Here is a 20,096-nt window from a genome sequence, read left to right on the forward strand (position 1 = left end):
TGGGCTATTTTTGTTGCCCCTCCTCATTTGTGGAGGTCCCGCAGGCGGCGGCGCTCTATAGGGTATGCCCTGCATATCAGGGGCTTGCACGGCAGTCTGTCCGGGCCACTTCCAAAACTATAAAAACAGAGGTGAGGCAGTTGAAATTTTCCAGGCTGTTTATCGCGGTTGCGACCACTACGGCACTTTCTTCCATGGCGCTGGTGGGGTGTCAGACCCAGGGCTCGGCGCCCGCTGACATGGTGATGCGCAACGGCTACGTCTACACCGTCGATGGCCAGAACTCCGTGCAGCAGGCGATTGCCGTTTCGGGCGGGAAGATCGTTTATGTCGGCAGCGACGAAGGGGTTTCTGCGTACATCGGCAAGCAGACCCAGTTGATCGATCTGGCCGGGCGCATGCTGATGCCGGGCTTCATTGATGCGCACATGCACCCGGGGGACGGCGGTCGCGCCATGACCTTGTGCGACCTGAAATACCAGACGATGACGCGCAAGGTATTCCAGGAAACCATTCAAGCGTGCCTGGACGCCGACAAGGACAAGGGTCCCGATGTCTGGCTCGAAGTCGGCAGCTGGGATCGCATGGGCATGGACGGACTCGACGGCGACCCGGACAAATCAACGCTGGACGCGCTCAAGACCCAGCGTCCGATCCAGGTCCGCTCCACCGACTTCCATACCGTGCTGACCAACTCCCGCGGCCTGGCCGTGGCCGGCATCAACAAAAACACCGCCAATCCGAGCGATGGCAAATACGTGCGTGACAGCGCCGGTAACCCGAACGGCATCTGCGAAGACGGCGCGGCCGATGCCATGGCCGCCGTGGTGCCACCCGCCACCGATGCAGAGAAACTCAACCAGACCCGCGCCGCGCTCGACGCCATGCGCCAGCAAGGCATCACCAGTTTCTTCGATGCCTTGTCAGGGCCCGAAAACGGCAAGGCGTTCACCAGCCTGCAGCAGTCGGGCGAGCTGACCGCCCGGGCCTTGCTGGCGATCAAACTGGACCCGGCCGCTGCTGCTGCGGATCCAACAAAAACCATCGCCGAAGCCAAGGCATTGGCCACGACTTACGATCAGGGCGAAGCCAACGTCGCGCCGGGCGTGAGCATGCGCCACGTCAAATTGTTCATGGACGGCATCATCAATGCCCCGGCGGACACCGGGGCAATGCTGACGCCGTACTTGAAAAATGCCGGAACCGAAAAGGCACCGAAGTGGACAGCGGGCAAGAACGTCGGTGAGCTGTACTTCCCGCCGCAAGTGCTCAAGCCGTTGCTGTTGCAAGCCGTTCAAGCCGGCCTCGACCCGCACCTGCACGCCACCGGAGACCGTGCGGTGCGTGACTCGCTGAACGGCATCGAATACGTGCGTCAGCAATTGCCTGGCAATGGTTTTCGCCCGGCCATCACTCACAACGAGTCCGTGGACCCTGCCGACTATCCACGCTTCAAGGCCCTCGACGTGACCGCGAACATGTCCTTCCAGTGGGCCCAGCAGGCACCGTCCACCATCGACGGCACCAGCGATCACCTCGGTGCCCAGCGTTTCGCTCGCATGGAACCGTCGGGCAGCATCGCCCGGGCAGGCGGACGCGTGGCGTATGGCAGCGACTGGCCCGTCGACCCGCTCGACGAGTTCCTCGCGCTGAAGATCGGCGTCACTCGCTCAGGCGATCCGCAAAACCCACACAGCTACGGCCCCAAGTACGCCGGCCGGCTGAATGCCGACCCGGCACTGTCGCGCACGGAGGTGCTGCGCACCATCACCATCAACGCTGCCGAACAGCTGAAACTGGACGCGGTGGTCGGCTCGGTGGAAGTGGGCAAGTTCGCCGACCTGATCGTCCTGGACAAGAACTTCATGCAAGTGCCTGAGGATGAATTGGCCCGAAATGAAGTGCTGATGACGGTGGTCGGCGGCAAGGTTGTGTGGGCCAAGGCGCCGCTTGTGGCTGGCGTACAAAAGCCGATCCAATAAAGGCCAAACACAAAACCCTTGTAGGAGCGAGCCTGCTCGCGATAGCGGTGTGTCAGCCAGCATAAATGTCGACTGACACTCCCTCATCGCGAGCAGGCTCGCTCCCACAGGTTCTGCGCCATAGATGATCGTCAGTAGCGTCCACCCATAACAAGAGAACACCGTAATGACCCAACAACGAAGTCCCCTGATCGAGACCCGTTCGATCGATTACATCCCCGAGGCCGAGCGTCATGGCAGCCTCTACAGCCAGTTCACCCTGTGGCTCGGCGCCAACCTGCAAATCACCGCCATCGTCACCGGCGCACTGGCCGTGGTGCTGGGCGGTGACGTGTTCTGGTCGCTCATCGGCTTGCTGATCGGCCAGGTGCTCGGCGGCGCGGTCGTGGCCTTGCACGCCGCCCAAGGACCTAAGCTCGGGCTGCCGCAGATGATCTCCAGTCGTGTGCAATTCGGAGTCTATGGGGCGGCGATCCCGATTGTGCTGGTGTGCCTGATGTACCTCGGTTTCAGCGCCACCGGCGCGGTCCTGTCGGGGCAAGCCATTGCGCAACTGATCCATGTCAGCGACAGCGCCGGTATCCTGATTTTCGCCGCCTGCATCGCGTTTCTGACGATCTTCGGCTATCGGGTCATTCATCTGGTCGGACGGGTGGCCAGCGTGTTGGGCATCATTGCCTTTGCCTATCTGTTTACCCGGCTGATGACGCTCAATGATATCGGCCTGTTGCTGGAAAACCGTCACTTCGGCTGGAGCACCTTCCTGCTGGCCGTGTCGCTGTCCGCGTCCTGGCAAATCGCCTTCGGCCCTTACGTGGCCGACTACTCACGCTACTTGCCGAGTAAAACCTCGTCCTGGAAGACCTTCGCTGCCGTCGGCCTGGGCACCGTGCTCGGCGCCCAGGCGTCCATGGTGCTGGGTGTGTTTGCCGCAGCGTTGGCCGGCGTGAATTTTCGCGGTCATGAAGTGGCAACCATCGTCGGCCTGGGTAGCACCGGAGTGATGGCCTCGCTGCTGTATTTGAGCGTGGTGTTCGGCAAGGTCACGGTGTCGACGCTCAACGCGTATGGCAGCTTCATGTGCGTGGCGACGATCATCAGTGGCTTTCGCAGCCGTCTCGAAATCACCGCCCGCCAGCGCATGGTGTTTGTGCTGTTGATTGTCGCGGCGTCCACCACGTTGGCGCTGCTGGGGCAGTACTCGTTCCTCAACTCGTTCAAGTACTTCATCCTGTTTCTGCTGACCTTCTTCACCCCGTGGAGCGCGATCAACCTGGTGGATTACTACTTCATCAACAAAGAGCGCTACGACATTCCGGCGTTGTCCGATCCGGCAGGCCGTTATGGTCGCTGGAACGTGCGCGGGATCAGCGTGTATGTCATCGGCGTATTGATCCAGTTGCCTTTCGTCGACACCCATTTCTACTCCGGACCGATGGTCGCGCAGCTCGGCGGTGTCGATATTTCCTGGATCGTCGGGCTGGTGGTGCCGGGCATTTTCTACTACCTGCTGGCGAGAACATCAGCGGTGGCGGTGTTGCCTGAGCAGCCTTCAAAGGCTTGAATCAAGGACTTACAAAGTGAATGCGCCGGTCACCGGCATGTCTTGAAGCGTCTCCTATACTGATCCGCGTTGACAGGTTCAACACAGATCCCGAACGCCGTTGGAACCGCAACTCGCGTTCCGACGGCTTCCCTACGAGCTCACAGTCAGGAGAACGATCATGACCATCCGCATTGGCGACGAAGCACCGGACTTTACCGTCGAAAGCACCGAAGGCACGCTGCATTTCCATGAGTGGATCGGCGACAAGTGGGCGATTCTGTTCTCGCATCCCAAGGACTTCACCCCGGTGTGCACCACTGAACTCGGTTACATGGCCGGGCTCAAGCCGGAGTTCGACAAACGCAACACCAAGGTCGTCGGGCTCAGCGTCGACCCCGTCAGTAACCATGCAAGCTGGGCCAAGGACATCGAAGAAACCCAGGGACATGCGGTCAACTACCCCATGATCGGCGACGAGAACCTGGTGGTGGCCAAGCTCTACGACATGATCCATCCAAATGCCAGCGGCGGCGCACGCACGGCCGTGGACAACGCCACGGTGCGTTCCGTGTTCATCATCGGGCCGGACAAAAAGGTCAAGGCGATGCTCATCTACCCGATGAGCGCCGGGCGTAACTTTGATGAGGTACTGCGCCTGCTCGATGCGCTGCAATTGAATGCCAAGCACACCGTTGCCACCCCGGTTAACTGGCGTCCGGGTGAAGATGTGATCATTCCGACTTCGGTGTCCGATGAGGACGCGAAGAAGAAATACCCGGATGGTTTCAAAACGGTGAAACCTTATTTGCGCACGGTGGCGCAACCGAAGTAACTCATACGTACGGAGACCCTCAGCATGGCCGTTCAAGTCTTGCGCGTCGACACAACGCACATCGACAAAATCGCGAGTCTCTTCGACGCTTATCGAGGCTTTTACGGCCAGCCTTCGAACTTGCAGCAGTCTCGGGATTTCATTGCTGAGCGCGTTGCCCGGGATGAATCGGTTATTTTTTTCGCATCGGATTCCACCGGCGATGCGCAGGGGTTCGTCCAGCTGTATCCGACGTTCTCCTCAATCGACGCCCACCGCACCTGGCTGCTCAGCGACCTGTTCACCGCCCCCGAGGCAAGGGGGCAGGGCGTGGGGAGGTTATTGATGAACGCTGCCCGAGCCTTTGCGCTATCGACTGGCGCCAAGGGCATGGTGCTGGAAACGGCTACGGATAATTTCGGCGCTCAGCGGTTGTATGAGTCGTTGGGTTACGTGCGCGACACCGGTTATTACACCTACTGCCTCGACTTGAAGCAGGGTTGACTGAGTCACGCCACCCCTGTTGCCACTGGCGAAGCCTGCGCAGACTCGGCAGCTACACGGCAGGCGGTGATTTCGGCACCAGAAAGATGACCCCATGCGCTTCGGCAATCTCGAGTATCCGCGGCAAATCCTCCGGCACCCTTAATTGATCCACCGCCGCAAAAAACTGCCCGCCCCGTGGATCCGACACCACGCCAATCATCTTCGCGGTAGGGCTGATGTTCTTGTAGGCATGGATGGATCCGCCGGGGATATGCACGTACCCCCCGGCAGAGACAGTGGTGGACTTGCCCGCCACAGTCACTTCGACCTGGCCGTCGACCACGTAGAACGCTTCGTCCCAAGGATGAAAATGCGGCGGCGGTCCCCCGCCTTGCACGCCTTCCTGAATATGCATTTCAAAGGGCTTGCTCAGGTCGCCGCCTGCGAGAATCGTGATCGCCTCGCCCACGACATTCACCGGCGCAGGCGCTTGTTCGATGACGTGCACCGTTCGCATGATTGCTCTCCGAAGATGAGTCAACACCCACTGAGTATATGCCTGGCGCGTCAGCCAAGCGGCGCCCCCACAAGCCCGTCCGTCAGGGCAAATTCAACGCCAATTGAATTTTTATCCAGGCAAATCGCTCTGCTGATGTAGAGACCTGTTGATTCAGCGTCCTGCCACTGGCCTCAGACCGAGAGATGCGCCCATGACTGCCCTGACACGACTTGAATCGCGGACTGCCGACGAACACCCGATCCCGGACGCCGGAAGCCTGAAACAAGCCTATGAACAACTGCTACTGAGCGACGACCCCGAGCAACGGCGCGCACTTGCCCGAAGCTTTCTTGAGACGCAGATCGAACACGCCACCGACCTGCCTCAGGAGATGCCGACGGACCTGTCGGCGCTGCAGTCGTTCGTCGAGCAGCACAGCGTCGAGGTCGCCCGCCAATACGCCGACTACTTGCAACAACGCAAGGCAGGCGGGCCGCGCCAGTTCTTTACGAACAAGGCGCACGCGCTGTTTTTCCTGCAAGCCGTGGCTCCGACCAAACTGGTTGACGGCGCCTGGCTGTACGGCCTGTTACGTCAGTGGCGCGACCCGCGGTTTGAAGGGCTGATTTGCACTTATCTGGAAGAGCTGGGCGACGGCAACCCGGCGCAGAATCACGTGGTGATCTACCGCAAGCTGCTCGCCGAACATGGCCTGCAAGACACCGGGGTGATCGCCGACGAGCATTACCTGCAAGGCGCGATACAACTGGCGCTGGGCGAATCCGCCGACGAGTTTCTGCCGGAGGTGATCGGCTACAACCTCGGCTACGAACAACTGCCGCTGCATTTGCTGATCAGCGCCTATGAACTCAGCGAACTGGGTATCGATCCGTATTACTTCACCCTGCACGTGACCATCGACAATGCCAGCACCGGCCACGCGCACAAGGCCGTGCAGTCGGTGCTGCAGCTGCTGCCGGTGGAGGGCGATCGTGAAGACTTTCTGCGCCGGGTCGCGTTGGGTTATCGACTCAATGATCTGGGGCAGGGTAGTCGCGCGATCATCGAATCGTTCGATCTCGACACCGAGCTGCTCAACATGCTTGAGCGCAAGCGTCCGTTCGGCCAGCACATGCATTCCGACTACTGCCGCTTCGAAGGCAAGACCGTCAACCAATGGCTGTCGGCACCCGAGCAGTTGCCAGGTTTCCTCACCGCCATGGAAAACAAAGGCTGGATCAAGCGTCAGCAGGACCCGCAAGCCAGCCGGTTCTGGCAGTTGATCGAGGGTGACGGTGCCGCGATGTTCGGGGTGTTCAGCCCTTACGAAAAACAGCTGCTGCATGACTGGATCGCCGGCGACTGGACGCCTGAGCGCCCGGCCACAGCGGTTCGCCGGGGCACGAGCGTCGCGACAGAACCGCCGGTGCCCGAAAACGATCCGGATATCCAGAGCCTGCAAACCTCGCTGGACGGGCTTGCCGCACACGAACAGATGCCGGTGTTGATCCCATGGTTGTCGGCGCATCGGCATTCTCATCCGGCCGGCCTGATGGCCACGCGACGGTTCATCGAACTCAAATCCCGCCTGCGATAGGAGCACGGCATGAATCAGGAAGAGCAACTGGGCACGGCCGATCTGGCGCTGGTGCAACTGGGGCGCCGCTTGCAGGCCGATGGCTACCGGTTCATCACCCCGACGCCGCTCACCCATCAGCGGGTCAACGACCGCGCTTTCGGACAGAGCGCTCGGACCCTGCGTGATGTGTTCGGTTGGTCTCGCTCGTTCGAACCGGGCCTGCTGTCGGCGGATGAACAGTTGCAGTTACAGCAGGCGGGCGTCCTTCAAGAAAGCAACGGCCGACTGAAAAGCCGCGTCCGCTGGTCCAGCCTGGATGAAATGCTGTTCGTGCACTCGGGGTTTCCTACCGATGCAGCTGACGCGGTGTTTTTCGGCCCGGACAGCTACCGTTTCGCGCAGCTTATTCACGCCCATTTGCAGCAAAACTTCGCCCCGATCCGACGCGCCGTGGACATCGGCTGCGGCGCGGGTGTCGGAGCGATTGTGATTGCCCGCGCACGCCGTGAAGCCGAAGTGCTGGCCGTCGACATCAACCCCGCGGCGCTACGCTTGACGGCCGTCAACGCGGCGCTGGCCGAAGTCGCTAACGTCACGGTCGAAGCCAGCGATGTGCTGCAAGACGTCGACGGCCATTTCGACCTGATCGTCGCCAATCCGCCCTACATGGCCGACCCAGCCGAGCGTGCTTACCGCCATGGCGGCGGCGAATTCGGTGAGCAATTGTCGTTGCGCATTGTCGAGCAGGCGTTGTATCGCCTGGCGCCGGGTGGCTCTTTGGTGCTGTACACCGGGGTGGCAATGATCGATGGCCAGGACCCGTTTCTCGAGGCGCTGACCCCGCATCTCGAGGCGTCGATGTTCGGCTGGACCTACCGCGAACTCGATCCCGATGTGTTCGGTGAAGAGCTGCTGACCCCCGGTTATCAACGGGTGGAGCGGATTGCAGTCGTGGCCTTGATCGTCACGCGCATCGGCTCCGGCATTGGGGGAAGCGTTGAGCCAGCAGGTGCGCCATGAGCAAGAATCTCGACGACTACAACCGCATGCGCGATTTCTCGGCGACCTCTGAACCCGCCGCGAAACGCTCGGGCAAAAAAACCGCGAAAGACCACGCCTTGCAGTTCTGTATCCAGAAGCACGATGCCTCGCGCCTGCACTATGACTTTCGCTTGGAACTCGACGGTGCATTGAAGAGTTGGGCAGTGCCCAAAGGCCCTTCGCTGGACCCCAAGGTCAAGCGCCTGGCGGTCCACGTTGAAGACCATCCGATCGATTACGCCACGTTCGAGGGCAGCATTCCAGAAGGGCATTACGGCGCCGGCGACGTGATTGTCTGGGACCGGGGCGTATGGATTCCGCAGGAAGATCCGGCCAAGGCCTACGCCAAGGGAAAACTCAAGTTCGAACTCAAAGGCGAGAAACTCGGCGGCCTGTGGAATCTGGTGCGCACGCATATGCCCGGCAAGCAGGAGCAATGGTTTCTGATCAAGCACCAGGACAGTGCGGCGAAACCCGAAAGCGATTACGACGTGGTCGTCGCCGAACCGGACAGCGTGCTCAGTGACCGAACCATCGTCCCCAGGAAGGCAAAGGCCGAGGCCAAACCCAAACCCAAACCGGTCAAGAAGCCTGCGCGCAAGGTCACGCCGAAAGAACAGTCAGCGCAACTCACCGGCGCGCACAAGGCCAAGCTGCCTGACCAGCTCAAACCGGAATTGGCGACGTTGGTGGAAAAAGCCCCGCAGGGCGAGTGGAGTTATGAGATCAAGTTCGACGGCTACCGGATCATGGCCCGCATCGACCACGACGAGGTGAAACTCTTCACCCGCAACGGCCACGACTGGACCCACAAGCTGCCGAAACAGGCCGAGGCGCTGGCGGCGCTGGGCCTCGAATCCGCCTGGCTCGACGGTGAAATGGTGGTGGCCAACGAGCAGGGCGTGCCGGACTTTCAGGCGCTGCAAAATGCCTTCGAAGCCAACCGCAGTGGCAACATCGTTTATTACCTGTTCGATATGCCTTACCTCAATGGCGTCGACCTGCGCGAAGTACCGGTCGAGGAGCGGCGGGTCGCGCTGGCGACGGTGCTCAAACCCAATAAAGACCCGCTGCTGCGTTTCTCCGACGCGTTCGGCGAAGAACCGGAAGCCTTGCTCAACAGTGCGTGCCAGATGCAGATGGAAGGGCTGATCGGCAAGCGCCTGGGTTCGCCTTACGTGTCCCGGCGCAGCAACGACTGGATCAAGCTCAAGTGCAAGCATCGGCAGGAGTTCGTTGTGGTCGGTTTCACCGATCCCAAAGGTGCGCGCAATGCCTTCGGTGCGTTGCTGTTGGGCCTGCATGACCGTGACAGCGGCGAGTTGCGCTACGCCGGCAAGGTCGGCACCGGGTTCAACGAGACCACGCTCAAGCACATCTACGAACAGCTGAAACCGTTGCAGGTGAAAAAGCCGGCAGTGGTCAATCCACCGACCGGTTTTGACGCCAAGGGCGTGCATTGGCTCAAACCGGTTTTGCTCGCCGAAGTTGCGTTCGCCGAGATGACCAAGGACGGGTCGGTACGCCACGCGGTGTTCCATGGCTTGCGCGATGACAAACCCGCCGAAGACATCACTGAGGAGCGTCCGAAAGCCGTGAAAGCCCAGACCAGCAAGAAAGCCGCTGCTGACAAGCCTGCCGCCGCGGCGAAAAAGAAACCGGCCAAGGCAGCGCCCGCGCCCTCACAAATCGGCCTCGGCGAAGGCAAGGTGCGCATCACCCATCCAGACCGGGTAATCGATGCCAGCAGCGGCACCACCAAAGTGCAGCTGGCGGAGTATTACGCCAGTGTCGCCGAATGGATCTTGCCCGAGCTCAAGGACCGGCCAGTAGCGCTGGTGCGCGCCCCGGACGGCATCGCCGGCGAGCTGTTCTTTCAGAAAAACGCCGAGCGCCTGGCCATTCCGGGCATCACTACGCTGGACAAGGACGTAACCGGCCAACCGGTGATGATCATCAACAACGCCGAAGCCTTGATCGGTGCGGTGCAGATGAGCACCGTCGAGCTGCACACTTGGAACGCCACCACGGAGAATCTCGACAAGCCTGACCGCTTCGTCCTCGACCTCGACCCGGACCCGGCGCTGCCGTGGAAAAGCATGGTCGAGGCGACTCAATTGACGCTGTCGGTGCTTGATGAATTGGGGCTCAAGGCCTTTCTCAAGACCAGCGGCGGCAAGGGGATTCACCTGGTGGTGCCGCTGACTCGCAAATTGGGTTGGGACGAGGTGAAGGACTTCAGCCATGCGATTGTCAGCCACATGGCCAAGTTGCTGCCGGAACGTTTTTCTGCGGTGTCGGGGCCGAAGAATCGAGTCGGGCGGATCTTCATCGATTACCTGCGCAATGGTCTGGGCGCCACCACCATTTGCGCCTATGCCGCCCGCACCCGTGAAGGGCTGCCGGTGTCGGTGCCGATCTTTCGCGAAGAAGTGGCCGAGTTGAAGGGCGGTAATCAGTGGAACATCCACAACGTGCAGGAGCGACTGGCGGAAGTGGGTGATGAGCCCTGGGCGGACCTGAAGAAAACCCGGCAAGCGATCACCGCCGACATGCGTCGGCGGGTCGGGATGAAAAAATAGCGCCCGACACAGCCTTGTAGCAGCTGCCCTGTGGCGAGGGGATAAATCCCCTCGCCACAGGTTGCTAGCGGATAAACGCCTGCAAATCGCTGGTCAGTTTATCGATCGCCACTTTGAAATCCTTGGCAGTGATTTTCTGGCTGGCGTTTTCCAGTGTGCTGCCAAACACCTTGCGCACCACCTTGGCCACGGTCTGGTTGTTGCTGGGATCGATAAATTCAGCCTCGATGAACAGCGTGGTGTCCTGATCCCGATGCCCGCTGGCTGCGGAAACGCCACCGACGACAGCCGCGACAGGCACCACTTCATACCATTTCATGCCTTCGTTTTCCGCATTCACCCCGGTGATCGCCGCGCGCATGATCAGTTTTTTTGAACCGGCCGGCGCTGATTGTTCGCTCGACACCACCCGGTATCTCTGGCCCAGCACGCCTTTGGTCTTGCTGGTCATGTAGCTCTGCAGTTCATCCAGGGTTTGCCGATTGACCCGCTCGTTGGGCTTTGGCGCCGGATAGAGCTCCAGCTTGTTGAAGACGACGGTGTCATAGGCTTTCGGATTCCACGACGGGCTGACCCAGCGCATCGCGGTTTCGCCGCTGCTGGTGGTGACTTGCTGCAAGTTGTTGTAGTTGGACAGGAAGCCTGAGTACTGGTCTTTTTCCGTGACTTTCGAGGTGCACCCGCCGAGCAACAGGCTGGCAAGTGCAGCGCCTATGAACAGTTTCTGCGACAGGTTCATTTGTTTTCTACTCCGTAGGTTCAGCGCAGGGTCGGCCCGGTCAGTCCAGGCCGGGGCAAACCCTGGCTCAAACCGGATCCTTCGCCATGAGCGTAGGTTCGGTCGCAGAATTTTCCAGTCGGTTTCAGTGGTTCGACAGAGGATGGGGCGGCGAGCAACATCCGCCGCCCCGATGACAGCTATTTGCCGACCGTACCTGCCAGCAGCGGTGCCATTTGTTCATCGGTCAATGCCGCCTGGACGTCCATCTTCATGATGTCGTTCCACTCCAGCACCCACTTCTGAATCAGCACCAGATCACTGGCTTCTGCGATGCCAAAACCGCTCGAACCACCGACGGCATGCCAACGCCCGAGCATCTGCACGCCGGCCGGTGGGACGGCGCCGGTCTTGAGGAAGCGCTCGATCGCTTTGTTACGGTTGTCCGAATTTATCGACCAGCTGACGATGAATAACATTTGCCACCTCCTGTTACGGATCGGCACCTGTTTGTCTGAGCGCACCGGGTTGGCGCCGGGACCACGGTGACGCTGTGTCTAGCGCTACTTGCCCCCTGTGAAGGCATAGCAGCGCCCGGCCGTGTGCGTACGACCGCTGATCCTCTTTAATGGCTTTTTTCGAGGTTTGAGCGACGCCTGTTTCACCAGCGAAACATCGGCAGCGGCTTGAGCGGGGAGCGCAGGAATTGCCGCGCGGTTTGCCGGAGCAGCATCTCGTGAAAGCCATGATTGGGCAGCGCCAACTTCACTGATTTGATGTACGCCCGTGGCAGACCGAACGTCAGCAGGCCGAGGGATACATCAATGACATCGGCGCGTCGGAAGGGCTCGACGCTGAGCGCATGGTCGGCAGCGTAAGGCCGCACTTTGTGGTGCTCCAGAATCAGCGCCGTCACTTCGCCACTCAGGTGCGACAGTTGCCGCTTGGCGAGGTAGTCGGTGGCCAGGCGAACCGAGGGTTCCAGGTAATCGATGGTCTGGTCGGTCCAGATGCCCAGGTCGTGAAACGCCCCCGCGATCTGCACGGCTTCGGAGGGCAGGCTTTCAATACCGCTGATCGCGCGGTAGAAGTTCAGCACCCGGTAAATGTGATTGCGATAACCCGGCAGATCGGTGCCGATCGCCAGCGCATAGGACGTGAGTATTTCGTCGGTAACGGGGAATTCGAGAAGGAGGTTCATCGGTGCGGACCTCAGGCGTCGCGCAACAGGTCATTGGCGTTGAGGATCTCGAAGGCGATCTCCGGGCGCTTCTCCAGGCTGCGACGAATCGCGGCCGGGATCGACTGCCGGGTCTTGCGACACAGACCGGGCAATTCGCCGAGGGTGATGCCGATGCCGCGCATGGTGCGTACTTCGTTGAAGCTGGGGACGATGTCCACGCGGATGCCCAATTGTTCGTACATGCGGTTTTGCAAGCGTTCGAGGTCAGCCAGGCTTTGCAGGTTTTCCAGACGATCAAGCAGACGCTTTTCTTCCTGACGGGTCAGAAACAGGATGCGCACGTCCGCCCCCGGTGTTTCCAGCAACGGGTCTCGCCCGCAGATGCAGGCGCCGGGCGGGCAGGGTGAGCGGATCGGGGTCGAGGTCGTCATGGGCCTTAATCATAGAGCGGCCCGGACAAATCGTCAGTCGGAAATATCGGTCGCCGGGATGATCTGTTCGCCATCGGGCTGAGTGCCGGTGGCGGTTTTCTTTTCCCGACGATCATTGATCCAGTTGTCCACCTGGGCGCCGAACTCGGCCGGGGCTTTTCGCCCGACTCTGCGGGCAAGGTCGAGAATAGTCTGCTGGGCGAGGGCATCTTCCATGCGTTGCTGTGCGGTCATCATCACCGCGTGAACCGAGCAATGACCTTCCACGGCCCACGTCGGCGGGGAACCGTCAAACAACGCGCAGCGCCCGCGGATATCTCGACAATCGAAGATCAGCTTCTGGCCGTCGATGGCGTTGACGATGTCCAGCACGCTGATTTCATCCGCCGGCCGCGCCAGTTTGAACCCGCCACGCACACCCTCGGTCGCCACAACCAGTTTGGCCTTGGCCAGCTTGGTGAAGATTTTTGCCAGGTAGTCCAGAGGCACGCCTTGCAGTTCAGCGAGGTCGCGCACGCTTGCCTCACGGCTATCGCCGTAATCGCCTACCAGAAAAAGCAGGCAGTGAATGCCGTACTCAACGCCCGCGCTGTAAAGAGACATGGTTATCTCCGACTGAATGAGTCGCCAATGTTACCAGCCGATGGTCAGTGCTGCAACGAGCCATCGGCATGGCTTGAACACCTTTATGCACTGCGCAGCTTGTGGGTAGAAGCTCTAGTGAGGACGGCCGAAGTATCTGTATGAGTGATGATAACCATCGATAGATGGTCATTGCTTCCGTTAACTCGGATCACTATAGTCGCCGTTGTCAGCTCGGCAACGAGTTCAGTCTTTAGTCTTCTTCGGAGTTAAAACAATGAAACAGCACATTCTGGTAATAGGCGCAGGTTTCGGTGGCATGTGGACGGCATTGAGCGCCACGCGCCTGTTGGACATTCACGATCACAATCACGTAGAAGTCACGGTACTGGCGCCTCAGGCCGAGCTGCGGGTACGTCCGCGCTTCTACGAGCCGAATGCTCATCAACTCGCTGCACCCCTCGGCGACCTGTTCGATGCGGTCGGTGTGAAGTTCATCAAGGGCGCCGCAGAAACCATCGACGTGCAGCAAAAACGCGTCGGCTACACCGATGCGTCGGGTGCCAAACAAGTGTGCAGCTACGACAAACTCGTTCTGGCCACCGGCAGCGGTCTCGCGCTGCCCAACACCCCGGGCGTGGCCAAACACGCCTTCGACGTGGACCAGATCGAACAAGCCGTGCGCCTGGAAAACCATCTGAAATCCCTGGCCAACCTGCCGCAAAGCAAAGCCCGCAACACCGTCGTGGTGGCCGGCGGTGGTTTCACCGGGATTGAAACAGCGACCGAAATGCCGGCGCGACTGCGGGCCATCCTCGGTGAAGACGCCGACATCGAAGTGATCATCGTTGATCGCGGCGAAAAAGTCGGGGCGTCCATGGGCAGCGAAATCAGCCATTCAATCGCCGAAGCCAGCTCTGAGCTGGGGGTGAAATGGCGCTTGAAGTCGTCGGTAGTGGCCGTCGATGAAAACGGTGTGACCCTGGACAATGGCCAGCGCATCGACGCCAAAACCGTGGTCTGGACCACCGGTGTACGGGCCAGCTCGCTCACCGAGCAGATCCCGGCCGAACGCGATCACCTCGGCCGCCTGCACGTCGACGCGCATCTGAAAGTCATCGGTCAGGACGACATTTTCGCCACGGGTGATGTGGCCTATGCCGCCACTGACGACATCGGCAACTACGCCTTGATGACCTGCCAACACGCGATCTCGCTGGGGCGTCACGCCGGCAACAACGTTGCTGCGCAAATTCTGGGCGTGGATCCGAGGGCGTACAGTCAGCCCAAGTACGTTACCTGTCTGGATCTGGGGGCGTGGGGCGCGGTGTACACCGAGGGCTGGGATCGCCAGGTGAAACTGGTCAAGGAGGAAGGCAAATCGCTGAAGACCCAGATCAACACGGTGTGGATCTACCCGCCGGCGGCTGACCGTGCAACAGCGCTGGCGGCAGCGGATCCGATGATTCCGGTTGTGGCCTGAGAGGTTGGCAGCGGTGTCTCGATGATACGGCCTGCCTGAAAAAATCCCGCTCAAGTGATCTTGGGCGGGATTTTTTATTCAGATGCGGAAGGCTTGTCGGCCTACCAGCAACCATTTGCCAGCCTTCTTCTGCCAGATCTGGAAGTTCTCGATTTCAGTCGGGACCAGTTCGGTGCCCTTGATCGCCTGTGCCGAAAAATGATGGCGAACCAACGCAACATCACCCGAGACGGTGATGGTCTGGTTCTGCATTTCCAGGGTTTTGAAAGCGCTCTTGCCCGTTTCGATATCGGCGATGAAGTCTTTCTTGTCCTGGACCTTGCCGCTGGAGTGCCCGTAGGTCAGGTTTTCAGCGGTCAACGCTTTCAGTTCGGGGATGTTTTTATGGAGCATGGCTTGCGTCAGATGGTCCACAGCGTCTGCGACATCCTTCTCGCCCGGGGCTGCTGCCACGTAGCCACTGAACAGGCACAGAAAACCAATCAGCACGTTCACTTTTTTCATGGGTATTTCCTTGTTGTTATGAATGACTCGTCGGTCATCGTACAACTTGGCAGAATTAAAATGAAGAGTGGCAAAACGACGAAGCAAGACTTCTATGCTGATAGAAGTCTTGCCGGGTAAAGGGAAGGGCGTCTGGATTACAGCTTCAGGCCAGCATCGACAGCAGAGCACCTTGACGGTCCAGTTTGGCCAGGTCGTCGAAGCCTCCGACATGGGTGTCACCGATGAAAATCTGCGGCACGCTGCGACGACCGCTGCGGGTGAGCATCTCCTGGAATTTGCCGGGGTCTGACTGCACGTTTATTTCCCGGGCGGCGATCCCTTTGCTGGCCAGCAACGCCTTCGCATTGCGGCAATAGGGGCAGGTGTCAGTGGTGTAAAGCGTCACAGTATTCATGGTGTGTACTCCTCGAATTAGAGATCCGCTTCAAGCGTCGATGGCCGGGAAGTCGATGTCGGTCAGCGCCAGATTGTTCAGGTAGTTGGTCAGGGTCTGCGAGGCAATGTGGGCGACCACCTCGATGATCTTGGCGTCGGAGATGCCGGCTGAGCGCGCCGCTTCAATCTGCTCGTTGCTCACGTGGCCGCGACTTTCGGTGATCTGCCGGGCAAGCGTGGCAAATGCGTTGAGTTGGCCGTGTCGGGCGCTGACGATGTCTTGCGCAGACAACCCGGCCTTGCCGGCAAACAGCGTGTGCGCCGCCAGGCAGTAATCGCAGCCGTTGACTTGCGAGGTGGCCAGGAAGATGGCTTCTTTTTCAGGCGCACTCAGGGACGTTTTGCCTAGGGCCACCGACTGTTGCAGATAGGCAGACAGCACAGCGGGGGCATGGGCCAGCGTCTTGAAGACGTTAGGCAAAAAGCCGATTTTCTTTTGCACGCCTTCCAGCAGCGGGCGAGTGGTTTCGGTGGCTTGGTCAAGGCTCAGGGTGTTGATGCGGCTCATGGTGAGACTCCGTCGATTCAAGCGCGGTATGCGCTGGGTACGGGGTCCATGCTAGGGATCTGTGCTGGCTTTGAGGGTGCAAATCGTCGAGGATATGCGACAGATCGTCCAAATATGCTCCCGGGGAGTCGTTCCATGGATCGCTTGTCCACCTTGCTCACGCATTTCGGTGTCAGTGCCGGAACCTTCCACAGCGGGGATTTTTGCGGCGTCACGGCGTTTGATGGCGACCAGGCCACCGGACACCTGCATTTGCTTCAGGCCGGCGAACTGACGCTCAAACTCGCGGATGGGCGAGACCTGCAACTCAATGAGCCGACGTTGATTTTCTTCCCGCGACCTTATCGCCATCGGTTGCTCGCCAACGAAACGTCGGGCACTCAATTGGTGTGTGCCACCCTGGAATTCGATGGCGGGGCGGGCAATGCCCTGGCGGCCGCGCTGCCTGAATACCTGGTGCTCGAACTCGACAGCATCCCGACCCTGGCCGGCACGCTGGACTGGTTGTTTAGCGAAGCCTTCGGCGGCATTTGTGGTCGCGAGGCGATGATGGACCGGCTGTTCGAACTGCTGGTGATTCAGTTATTGCGGCACATTCTGACCAGCCGCGACCAGACGCCCGGGATGATGGCCGGCCTTGCCGATCCACGCCTGGCGCGTCCCTTGAGCCTGATGCATGACTCGCCCGGCAAAGCCTGGACGGTGGCTGAACTGTCGGCAGCGGCCAATATGTCCCGGGCCAGTTTCGCTGAATACTTTCGTTCCGTGGTGGGGCAGACGCCGGTCGACTATCTGGTGAGCTGGCGTATCAGTCTGGCGCAGAAACGTTTGCGTGAAGGCAAATCCATCGCACTGATCGCCGATGAAGTCGGCTACGAAAGCCCCTCGGCGCTGGCCCGGGCGTTCCGGCGCAAAACCGGCGTCAGCCCGCGCGAATGGCTGCAAGACGCAAGAAGCCCGCGCTGACCACCCTGTCGATTGAACACAATCCCTGTAGGAGCGAGCCTGCTCGCGATGGCGGTGGATCAGTCGCCATCGATGTTGGATGTGCCGGACAATTCGCGAGCAGGCTCGCTCCCACAGGTTTCGTGGGCGTGAGATAGACTCATCAACGGGCATCGAACCGTGGGAGTGACACCTGTGGCGCAATTCAAATGGATTCGTTGATCACCGCTGCAGCGCACGCACTCGCGGCGGGTGATCCCCTCGGCGCGTTGAACCGGGTTGCCTTGCGCGACGATGCCCCTGCGCTGGCACTTCGCGGCATCGCCATGGCGCAGTTGGGCGATCTGGTCCGGGCCAAGGCATTGGTGCGCAGCGCCGCACGCGCCTTCGGTCCGAAAGCGCCGGTAGCCCGGGCGCGGTGCGTGGTCGCCGAAGCCGAAATCGCCCTGGCTTCGCGGGATCTGGCTTGGCAAGTGAAGACGCTCGAAGCGGCGCGAGTGACGCTGGAGGCCCATGGCGATCACTCGAACGCGGCCCATGCGCGGTATTTGCAGATTCGCCGTTTGTTGCTGATCGGGCATCTGGATGAGGTCGAAGGGATGCTCGCCGAGCTCGACCCTGCGCCGCTGCCGCCGGCATTGCGTGCCGTTCATGAACTGGTGGTGGCCGGGGTCGCCGTGCGGCGACTCGAAACAAAAAAGGCGCGGTCTGCGCTCGAAAGGGCTCAACGTGCTGCGTTCGACGCCGGCATTCCCGCGCTGACCGCCGAGGTCGAACACGCCGCTCAAGTCCTCGACACGCCCGTGGCACGACGGATTGCCCGTGGTGAAGAGCGCCCCCTGTTGCTGGATGAAGTGGAAGCGCTGCTGAGTTCACCGTCACTGGTGGTGGACGCGTGTCGATACGGCGTGCGCGGCGCGGGGATGTCGATATCCCTGGCCAAACGCCCGGTGCTTTTTACCCTCGTGCGGGCATTGGCCGAAGCCTGGCCCGCGGATGTGGCGCGGGAAACGCTGATCACCCAGGCCTTTCGCTTGAAGCTCACCGACGAGTCCCATCGCGCACGGTTGCGCGTCGAAATCGGTCGGCTTCGTGCGGCGCTGAAGCCTCTGGCCGGTGTCAGTGCGACGAAGCGCGGGTTTGCGCTGCAACCGCAGATTGCTGACGAGGTTATGGTGCTGGCGCGGCCCGTCGAAGAGCCGCAAGCGGCGCTGCTCGCTTTCCTGGCCGACGGCGAGTCGTGGTCGAGTTCGGCGCTCGCCCTGGCGCTGAAGGCCAGTCAGCGCACGGTGCAACGGGCACTCGATTCGCTGGCGGCGGCGGGCAAAGTGCAGTCCTTTGGCCGCGGGCGAGCCCAGCGCTGGATGATGCCGCCGCTGCCGGGATTCGCGACGACTTTGTTACTCACAGCTTGGGTGCCGGGTGACTAGGATCCATTCCACCACCCAACGAAGAGGATGCAACCATGAAGCAATCATCTGCCGAAATCATCCGCGAATACGGACCCTTTCCGGGCGTCGACAGCGTGCATGGCGTGTCTTATGACGGCCAGCACGTCTGGTTCGCCTCCGGAGAAAAACTCAATGCCCTCGACCCGACTAGCGGGAAGACACTGCGCTCGCTTGATATCGCCGCACATGCCGGGACCGCCTTTGACGGCCAGCACCTGTTCCAGATCGCCGAGGATCGCATCCAGAAGATCGATCCTTCGAACGGCCGGGTACTCGGCACCATTCCTGCGCCTGGCGGCGGTGGCGATTCAGGGCTCGCGTGGGCCGAAGGAACGCTGTGGGTCGGGCAGTATCAGGAACGCAAGATCCATCAGATCGACCCGGACACCGGCAAGATTCTGCGCACGATCGAGTCCAACCGCTTCGTCACCGGCGTGACCTGGGTGGAAGGCGCTCTTTGGCACGGCACATGGGAAGGAGAGGAAGGGGAATTGCGGCGAGTAGACCCGAACACCGGCGAGGTGCTGGAAAGCCTTACGCTGCCGACCGGTGTCGGCGTATCGGGGCTTGAGTCCGACGGCGCGGAGCGGTTTTTCTGCGGCGGAGGGAACAGCGGTAAGGTACGGGCCGTTCGTCGGCCCGCCTCATCCTAGAAGGTGAACGCGCGAGAAGATCGAGGCGCGCTTTGCGCCAATTCGATCTCCAGCAGGTGTTCAACCAAAACGTCATTGAGAAACCGGAACTGATCGTTGAGCCCGACCACTTCATTGTTGAAGTGGTTGGCGGCGGCCGGTATCAGCAACGCCTCGAAGTTTTTGTCGAACACCAGCGACAGCACCTTGCGAGAGACGAATGGCTGCGAATAGAAGTTGTTGCCGAACACCGGGAAGCTGACGGACAGGGTAATGGCGTGGATCATGATCTGCGCTCCTCGGCGAGGACAATGTAGGAAAAAACGGTCAAGGTCACGGCCGTCAGGGCCAGACAGGTCAGCAGATGGATCAACATGATTTTCCCCTCCGGTGTGGGGTTTTGCCTTGGGATGAGTTGATCCTGCGCCTGGCGGTTTTTTAGCGGAAGGCAATCATCGCGATGGTGAGTATCGACGCCGTTGATGGTGGTCTCGCGGGCCTCATCGCGGGCAAGCCCGCTCCCACAGTGGTTTGCGGGGGAACACAGTTTTGCAATCGACACAAAACCCTGTGGGAGCGGGCTTGCCCGCGATGAGGTCCTGAAAATCACCACCAATCCCAAGCGAACAATTACCGCCACCTATACTCAAATAAATAGGCTTTTCGAGCACCGGACATACCGCCCGGGGAACACT

Annotated in this window: 22 protein-coding genes; 11 read left to right on the plus strand and 11 right to left on the minus strand. The window is 60.4% G+C overall.

The genetic code is table 11. From position 1 onward, the window contains the following. The first annotated feature begins 140 nt into the window (after positions 1-140). The 4 genes from ACA053_RS11145 (at position 141) to ACA053_RS11160 (ending at position 4,843) form a co-directional block, all read left to right on the plus strand. Complete coding sequence (locus ACA053_RS11145) at positions 141-1,982, plus strand: amidohydrolase (RefSeq protein ID WP_497395444.1); 1,842 nt, start codon at positions 141-143, stop codon at positions 1,980-1,982. 166 nt (positions 1,983-2,148) lie between these two features. After that, positions 2,149-3,546 (plus strand): purine-cytosine permease family protein, encoded by a 1,398-nt coding sequence (locus ACA053_RS11150; RefSeq protein ID WP_497317180.1) that lies wholly within the window; start codon positions 2,149-2,151, stop codon positions 3,544-3,546. 160 nt (positions 3,547-3,706) lie between these two features. Continuing rightward, positions 3,707-4,360, plus strand: a complete 654-nt coding sequence (locus ACA053_RS11155) for a peroxiredoxin (RefSeq protein WP_403104202.1) — start codon at positions 3,707-3,709, stop codon at positions 4,358-4,360. A 24-nt stretch (positions 4,361-4,384) separates the two neighbouring features. Further along, positions 4,385-4,843, plus strand: coding sequence for a GNAT family N-acetyltransferase (locus tag ACA053_RS11160; RefSeq protein WP_497317182.1), 459 nt, complete (start codon positions 4,385-4,387; stop codon positions 4,841-4,843). A gap of 52 nt (positions 4,844-4,895) precedes the next feature. Here ACA053_RS11160 and ACA053_RS11165 read toward each other — a convergent pair whose 3' ends face one another. After that, positions 4,896-5,342: a cupin domain-containing protein gene (locus tag ACA053_RS11165; RefSeq protein ID WP_109629589.1), complete on the minus strand. Its 447-nt coding sequence runs from the start codon at positions 5,340-5,342 to the stop codon at positions 4,896-4,898. Positions 5,343-5,535: 193 nt separating this feature from the next. Between ACA053_RS11165 and ACA053_RS11170 the strand changes: the two genes are divergently transcribed. Genes ACA053_RS11170 through ligD form a run of 3 tightly spaced genes read left to right on the plus strand, consistent with a single transcriptional unit; the run spans position 5,536 to position 10,526 of the window. Continuing rightward, a complete protein-coding gene (locus tag ACA053_RS11170; RefSeq protein ID WP_497395446.1) occupies positions 5,536-6,921 on the plus strand; it encodes an iron-containing redox enzyme family protein in 1,386 nt (461 codons plus the stop codon). 9 nt (positions 6,922-6,930) lie between these two features. Further along, entirely contained in the window at positions 6,931-7,923 is a 993-nt protein-coding gene (locus tag ACA053_RS11175) for a methyltransferase (RefSeq protein WP_497317186.1), read from the plus strand. Further along, entirely contained in the window at positions 7,920-10,526 is a 2,607-nt protein-coding gene (ligD, locus tag ACA053_RS11180; protein ID WP_497317188.1) for a DNA ligase D, read from the plus strand. Before ACA053_RS11175 ends, ligD begins: the two co-directional genes overlap by 4 nt. A 64-nt stretch (positions 10,527-10,590) precedes the next feature. Here ligD and ACA053_RS11185 read toward each other — a convergent pair whose 3' ends face one another. The 5 genes from ACA053_RS11185 to ACA053_RS11205 all read right to left on the minus strand — a co-directional run bounded on the left by ACA053_RS11185 (position 10,591) and on the right by ACA053_RS11205 (position 13,461). Beyond that, positions 10,591-11,265, minus strand: coding sequence for a DUF3313 domain-containing protein (locus ACA053_RS11185; RefSeq protein WP_497317190.1), 675 nt, complete (start codon positions 11,263-11,265; stop codon positions 10,591-10,593). Between the two features lie 179 nt (positions 11,266-11,444). Then, a complete protein-coding gene (locus ACA053_RS11190) occupies positions 11,445-11,723 on the minus strand; it encodes a DUF3303 domain-containing protein (RefSeq protein ID WP_497317192.1) in 279 nt (92 codons plus the stop codon). Positions 11,724-11,905: 182 nt separating this feature from the next. Next, complete coding sequence (locus ACA053_RS11195; protein WP_497317194.1) at positions 11,906-12,445, minus strand: HD domain-containing protein; 540 nt, start codon at positions 12,443-12,445, stop codon at positions 11,906-11,908. 11 nt (positions 12,446-12,456) lie between these two features. Continuing rightward, positions 12,457-12,858, minus strand: a complete 402-nt coding sequence (locus ACA053_RS11200; protein ID WP_109629612.1) for a hypothetical protein — start codon at positions 12,856-12,858, stop codon at positions 12,457-12,459. Positions 12,859-12,891: 33 nt separating this feature from the next. After that, complete coding sequence (locus tag ACA053_RS11205) at positions 12,892-13,461, minus strand: RrF2 family transcriptional regulator (RefSeq protein ID WP_497317196.1); 570 nt, start codon at positions 13,459-13,461, stop codon at positions 12,892-12,894. A gap of 256 nt (positions 13,462-13,717) precedes the next feature. Here ACA053_RS11205 and ACA053_RS11210 point away from each other — a divergent pair, with 256 nt between their 5' ends. Beyond that, positions 13,718-14,923 carry an NAD(P)/FAD-dependent oxidoreductase gene (locus tag ACA053_RS11210; protein ID WP_497317198.1) on the plus strand — a complete coding sequence of 402 codons (1,206 nt, stop codon included), beginning with the start codon at positions 13,718-13,720 and terminating at the stop codon, positions 14,921-14,923. A gap of 78 nt (positions 14,924-15,001) precedes the next feature. On the opposite strand, the gene ACA053_RS11215 is transcribed toward ACA053_RS11210, so the two are convergent. The 3 genes from ACA053_RS11215 to ACA053_RS11225 all read right to left on the minus strand — a co-directional run bounded on the left by ACA053_RS11215 (position 15,002) and on the right by ACA053_RS11225 (position 16,373). Next, on the minus strand, positions 15,002-15,427 hold the full coding sequence (locus ACA053_RS11215) for a nuclear transport factor 2 family protein (protein WP_497317200.1): 426 nt from the start codon (positions 15,425-15,427) through the stop codon (positions 15,002-15,004). Between the two features lie 145 nt (positions 15,428-15,572). Then, the gene (gene grxC, locus ACA053_RS11220; RefSeq protein ID WP_497395448.1) at positions 15,573-15,824 is read right to left on the minus strand and encodes a glutaredoxin 3; all 252 of its coding nucleotides are present in this window, start codon (positions 15,822-15,824) and stop codon (positions 15,573-15,575) included. A 30-nt stretch (positions 15,825-15,854) separates the two neighbouring features. Beyond that, a complete protein-coding gene (locus ACA053_RS11225) occupies positions 15,855-16,373 on the minus strand; it encodes a carboxymuconolactone decarboxylase family protein (RefSeq protein ID WP_109629625.1) in 519 nt (172 codons plus the stop codon). A gap of 135 nt (positions 16,374-16,508) precedes the next feature. Between ACA053_RS11225 and ACA053_RS11230 the strand changes: the two genes are divergently transcribed. The 3 genes from ACA053_RS11230 (at position 16,509) to ACA053_RS11240 (ending at position 19,422) form a co-directional block, all read left to right on the plus strand. After that, the gene (locus ACA053_RS11230) at positions 16,509-17,339 is read left to right on the plus strand and encodes a helix-turn-helix transcriptional regulator (RefSeq protein WP_497395450.1); all 831 of its coding nucleotides are present in this window, start codon (positions 16,509-16,511) and stop codon (positions 17,337-17,339) included. A 188-nt stretch (positions 17,340-17,527) separates the two neighbouring features. Next, entirely contained in the window at positions 17,528-18,748 is a 1,221-nt protein-coding gene (locus ACA053_RS11235; RefSeq protein WP_497395452.1) for a helix-turn-helix domain-containing protein, read from the plus strand. A 35-nt stretch (positions 18,749-18,783) separates the two neighbouring features. Further along, positions 18,784-19,422, plus strand: a complete 639-nt coding sequence (locus tag ACA053_RS11240) for a Vgb family protein (RefSeq protein ID WP_497395454.1) — start codon at positions 18,784-18,786, stop codon at positions 19,420-19,422. Here the strand turns inward: ACA053_RS11240 and ACA053_RS11245 are convergent. Together ACA053_RS11245 and ACA053_RS11250 are read right to left on the minus strand one after the other, a co-directional pair. Then, on the minus strand, positions 19,419-19,688 hold the full coding sequence (locus ACA053_RS11245; protein ID WP_109629637.1) for a hypothetical protein: 270 nt from the start codon (positions 19,686-19,688) through the stop codon (positions 19,419-19,421). The genes ACA053_RS11240 and ACA053_RS11245 overlap by 4 nt on opposite strands. Further along, entirely contained in the window at positions 19,685-20,041 is a 357-nt protein-coding gene (locus ACA053_RS11250; RefSeq protein ID WP_497396265.1) for a hypothetical protein, read from the minus strand. Before ACA053_RS11250 ends, ACA053_RS11245 begins: the two co-directional genes overlap by 4 nt. Positions 20,042-20,096 lie beyond the last annotated feature (55 nt).

It is taken from the genome of Pseudomonas sp. LBUM1672 (assembly GCF_059695655.1).